Genomic DNA, 4,189 nt, shown 5'->3' with positions numbered 1-4,189 from the left:
AGCCGTGACCCCGCCCGCCGCCCGCATCGCCGCGGCCGCCGTCGTGGCCGCCCTCAACGCGTCGCTCCTCGAGTGGGCGGTCGGCACCGACCCGGACCTCGACAGCGCCCTGGAGCACGTGTTCCGGGTCCTGGAGGGCCGCGATGACTGAGCCCGCGATCCGCGCCGAGCGGGTGACCCGGTGCTTCCGCGACGGCGCGGGGATCCATGACGTCGACCTCACCGTGGGGGAGGGGGAGATCGTCGCGCTCGTCGGTCTGAACGGAGCGGGCAAGACGACTCTGTTGCGTGTCCTGCTCGGGATGCTGCGTGCTGATGCGGGCCGGGTACTGCTGCGCGGTCGAGTGCTGGCCGGCGACTCGCCTCCCGCCGCGGAGTGGGCCAGGGTCGGCCAGTTCGTCGACGGAGCGCCCGGATACCCGGAGCTGACCGTGCGCCAGAACCTGGTGTCGAGCGCGAGGCTACGGGGTGTGGGTGACCCCGGCGCGATCGTCGACTCGGCGATGCGCACGTTCGCCCTGGAGCCGTACGCCTACCGTCGCCTGCGGGTGCTGTCGCTCGGTAACCGGCAGCGGGTCGGGCTCGCCGCGGCCCTGCAGCACTCCCCGTCCGTCGTGGTGCTCGATGAACCGGGCAACGCACTCGACCCCCGGGGCGTCATCCTCCTCCGGGAACACCTCGTCGGACTCGCGGGCGCGGGGGCCGGCGTCCTCGTGAGCAGTCATCACCTCGACGAGGTCGCCCGCATCGCCGACCGCATCGTCGTGATGAACGGCGGGCGCGTCATCGGGGAGCTCCCGCCCGGAGGGTCGGAGCTAGAGAGGGCCTTCTTCGAAGCCGTCCGACTCGACGACGAGTCCGCGCAGGACGCCACGTCCGAGGGCGGGGGCCCGCGGTGAGTCCGGCCCTGTCGACCGAGGCGGTCAAGCTGCGGTCCTCGCTGGTGGGGATCGTCGCCACGACCGCGATCGTCGGGGGGATCGCCGTGCTGTCGGGTGCGATGCTGCTCGCGGTGACCTCCGGGCAGCCCGACCTCGTGGCGAAGCTCGGCCCCGGCGCCACCGCCGACTGGGCCGGTCTGCTGTTCTCGGCGGCGCAGATCACCGGCGCCGGGGGCCTCCTCGGCTACGGCATCGTGCTGGCCTGGATCTTCGGGCGCGAGTTCTCCGATGCGACGGTGAGCGCGTTGTTCGCCCTGCCGGTCGGGCGGGGGTCCATCGCGGCGGCCAAGATCGCCGTGTTCGCGCTCTGGAGCGTCGGGACGGCGCTCGCCCTGGCCGGCGCGCTCGTTGTCGTCGGACTGGTCGGGGGGCTCGGAGCGCCGACGTCCGAGGTCTGGGCCGGCCTCGCGCGTCAGACCGCGCTCGGGGTGTTGACGAGTGCGATCGTCACTCCCGTCGCCTGGGTCACGACCGTGACGCGATCGACGCTCGCGGGAGTCGCGGCGACCATTGCGATCGTCATCGTGGCGCAGGTGGGCGTGCTCGTCGGCGCCGGCGGATGGATGCCGTTCGCCGCCCCGACGCTGTGGGCGATGAGCGGCGGCAGCGGGGTGTCGCCGCTGCAGCTCGCCCTGGTCGGGGTGATCCCGCTGGTCTCCACCGCGCTCACGGTCGCGACATGGCGGAGGCTCCAGCTCGATCGCTGAGGGGCGCTGCTGAGGGGCGATGCCGAGGGGTGAGACCGAGCGACTCGACGCCGGGGAGCCCGAGGGGCTCCGACGCCGGGGACCCCACGATCCCCCGGGGGCCGGCACACCACACTGGAACGCGTTCTCGAAAACGCACCCCGAGTGCGGCGGGGGTCCTACAGTAGACAGGTGTCTGTTCGCGCGTCCGTTGCGACAGGATCCCACCCAGTGACACCCAGGAGACCGCCCATGACCACCTCCCTCGACCGCGACGCCTTTCTGATCGGCACCGAGTGGCGCTCTCCCGCGACGGACAGCGTCATCGAGGTGATCAGTCCCCACACCGAGGAGATGGTCGCCCGCGTCCCGGAGGGCTCGGTCGCCGACATGGACGCCGCCGTGGCCGCGGCGCGGGAGGCGTTCGATTCGGGTCCGTGGCCGCGGATGAGTCCCCAGGAGCGGATCGAGGTGGTCGCCCGTCTCTCGGCCCTCTACGCCGCACGGCTGGACGACATGGCGACCCTGATCTCCACCGAGATGGGGTCACCGATCTCGTTCAGCAAGCTGGCCCAGGCCCCCGCCCCGTGGATGCAGATCGAGGCGTTCGTCAGCATCGCCCGCGAGTTCCCGTGGGAGGAGACCCGGCCGGGCGTGCTCGGCGGGGAGGTGCTGGTCCGCCACGAGCCGGTGGGCGTGGTCGCGGCGATCCCGCCGTGGAACGTCCCCCAGTTCACCGTGCTGTCCAAGCTGATCCCGGCGCTGCTCACCGGCTGCACGATCGTGATCAAGCCGGCCCCCGAGACCCCGCTCGACACCTACCTGCTGGGCGAGCTGCTGATCGAGGCCGGGGTGCCGGCGGGCGTGGTGAGCATCGTGGCCGGCGGCCGCGAGGTGGGGGAGCACCTGGTGCGTCACCCCGGGGTCGACAAGGTGGCCTTCACCGGGTCCACCGCGGCGGGCCGGAAGATCGGGGCGATCTGCGGCGAGCAGCTCAAGCGGTGTTCGCTGGAGCTCGGGGGCAAGTCCGCGGCGATCGTGCTGGACGACGCCGACCTGGCGAGTGTGGTCGAGGGGATCAAGTTCCTGGGCGTCATGAACTCGGGGCAGGCGTGCGTGGCGCAGACCCGGATCCTGGTGAGCCGGGAGCGGCACGACGAGGTCGCCCGGGCACTGGCCGAGGGGATCGGGTCGATGGTCGTCGGTGACCCGCTGGATCCCGCCACGGAGATCGGGCCGATGGTGGCGCAGAGGCAGCAGGAGCGCGTGTCCTCCTACATCGAGCTCGGGCAGCAGGAAGGTGCCCAGCTCCTCACCGGCGGGACCGGCCGCCCGGACGGTCTGGACACCGGCTGGTACGTCCAGCCGACCGTGTTCGCCGGGGTCGACAACTCCATGCGGATCGCCCAGGAGGAGATCTTCGGGCCGGTCCTGTCGGTGATCGCGTACGACGACGTCGACGACGCCGTCCGCATCGCCAACGACTCGGAGTACGGACTGGCGGGCACGGTGTGGACGGCGGACCGGGAGGCGGGGCTGGGCGTGGCCCGCCGGGTCCGCACCGGGACCTACGGGGTCAACACGTACACGATGGACTTCTCGGCCCCGTTCGGCGGTTTCAAGGCATCGGGGGTCGGACGCGAGTTCGGCCCCGAGGGCCTGGCGCAGTACACGGAGGTCAAGTCCGTCTACCTCGACGCGCCCGCGGCCGGCGCCTGATCTCGCCGTGGCCGGGGAGGGGACATCGCCGCTACAGGTGCGGGACGCCGACCGGGTCCGCACCCTGACGCTCGCGCGACCGGAGGCGCTCAACGCGTTCGACGAGGCGCTGTACGACGCGCTCACCGTCGCGCTGCACGAGGCGTCGGCCGATCCGACGGTGGCGGTGGTGCTGCTCACCGGGCAGGGCCGGGCGTTCAGTGCCGGGACCGACCTGGTCGAGATGGCCGAGCGGGTCACCAATCCCGACTTCGTCCCCGGTGAGCACGGGTTCATCGGCCTGATCGACGCCCTGGCCGCGTTCGACAAGCCCCTGGTCCTGGCGATCAACGGGCTCGGCCTCGGGATCGGCACGACCGTGATCGGGTTCGCCGATCTTGCCTTCATGGCCGACGACGCCCGCCTCAAGTGCCCCTTCACCAGCCTCGGGGTGGCGCCGGAGGCCGCCTCGAGCTACCTGCTCCCTCGGCTCGTGGGTCGTCAGAACGCCGCCTGGGTGTTGCTGTCCTCCGAGTGGATCAGCGCCGCCGAGGCCCACGAGATGGGCCTGGTGTGGCGTCTGTGTCCTGCAGAGGAGCTGCTCACGGTGGCCACCGAGCACGCCACGCGCCTGGCGAGGCTGCCGATCTCGAGTCTGCGGGCGGTCAAGCGGACGATGGTCGAGCCGCTGGCCCGCCAGATCGCCGAGGCGCGTGAACGCGAGAACCAGTGCTTCGCCGAACTCATGGGCGGGCCCGCGAACTCCGAGGCCCTGGCCGCGTTCGCCGAGGGACGGCCCGCGGACTTCACCGCGCTCCCCGACGGGGCGTGACGGCGGGGGTCCCGACCGCCCGGCCGGCATCG

4 protein-coding genes are annotated in these 4,189 nt (G+C 72.3%); all 4 read left to right on the top strand.

The window, feature by feature from the left end; all coding sequences use genetic code 11:
- Positions 1 to 143: 143 nt before the first annotated feature.
- The 4 genes from G6017_RS04820 (at position 144) to G6017_RS04805 (ending at position 4,157) form a co-directional block, all read left to right on the top strand.
- Entirely contained in the window at positions 144 to 899 is a 756-nt protein-coding gene (locus G6017_RS04820; protein WP_182616185.1) for an ABC transporter ATP-binding protein, read from the top strand.
- Positions 896 to 1,648: an ABC transporter permease gene (locus G6017_RS04815; RefSeq protein WP_182616184.1), complete on the top strand. Its 753-nt coding sequence runs from the start codon at positions 896 to 898 to the stop codon at positions 1,646 to 1,648. Before G6017_RS04820 ends, G6017_RS04815 begins: the two co-directional genes overlap by 4 nt.
- Before the next feature lie 231 nt (positions 1,649 to 1,879).
- Positions 1,880 to 3,346, top strand: a complete 1,467-nt coding sequence (locus tag G6017_RS04810) for an aldehyde dehydrogenase (protein WP_182609619.1) — start codon at positions 1,880 to 1,882, stop codon at positions 3,344 to 3,346.
- Positions 3,347 to 3,383: 37 nt separating this feature from the next.
- A complete protein-coding gene (locus tag G6017_RS04805) occupies positions 3,384 to 4,157 on the top strand; it encodes an enoyl-CoA hydratase/isomerase family protein (RefSeq protein ID WP_347237946.1) in 774 nt (257 codons plus the stop codon).
- Positions 4,158 to 4,189 lie beyond the last annotated feature (32 nt).

The organism is Dietzia sp. B44, from assembly GCF_014145245.1.
Lineage (GTDB): Bacteria > Actinomycetota > Actinomycetes > Mycobacteriales > Mycobacteriaceae > Dietzia > Dietzia natronolimnaea.
This window is presented reverse-complemented; position numbering and strand designations above follow the sequence as displayed.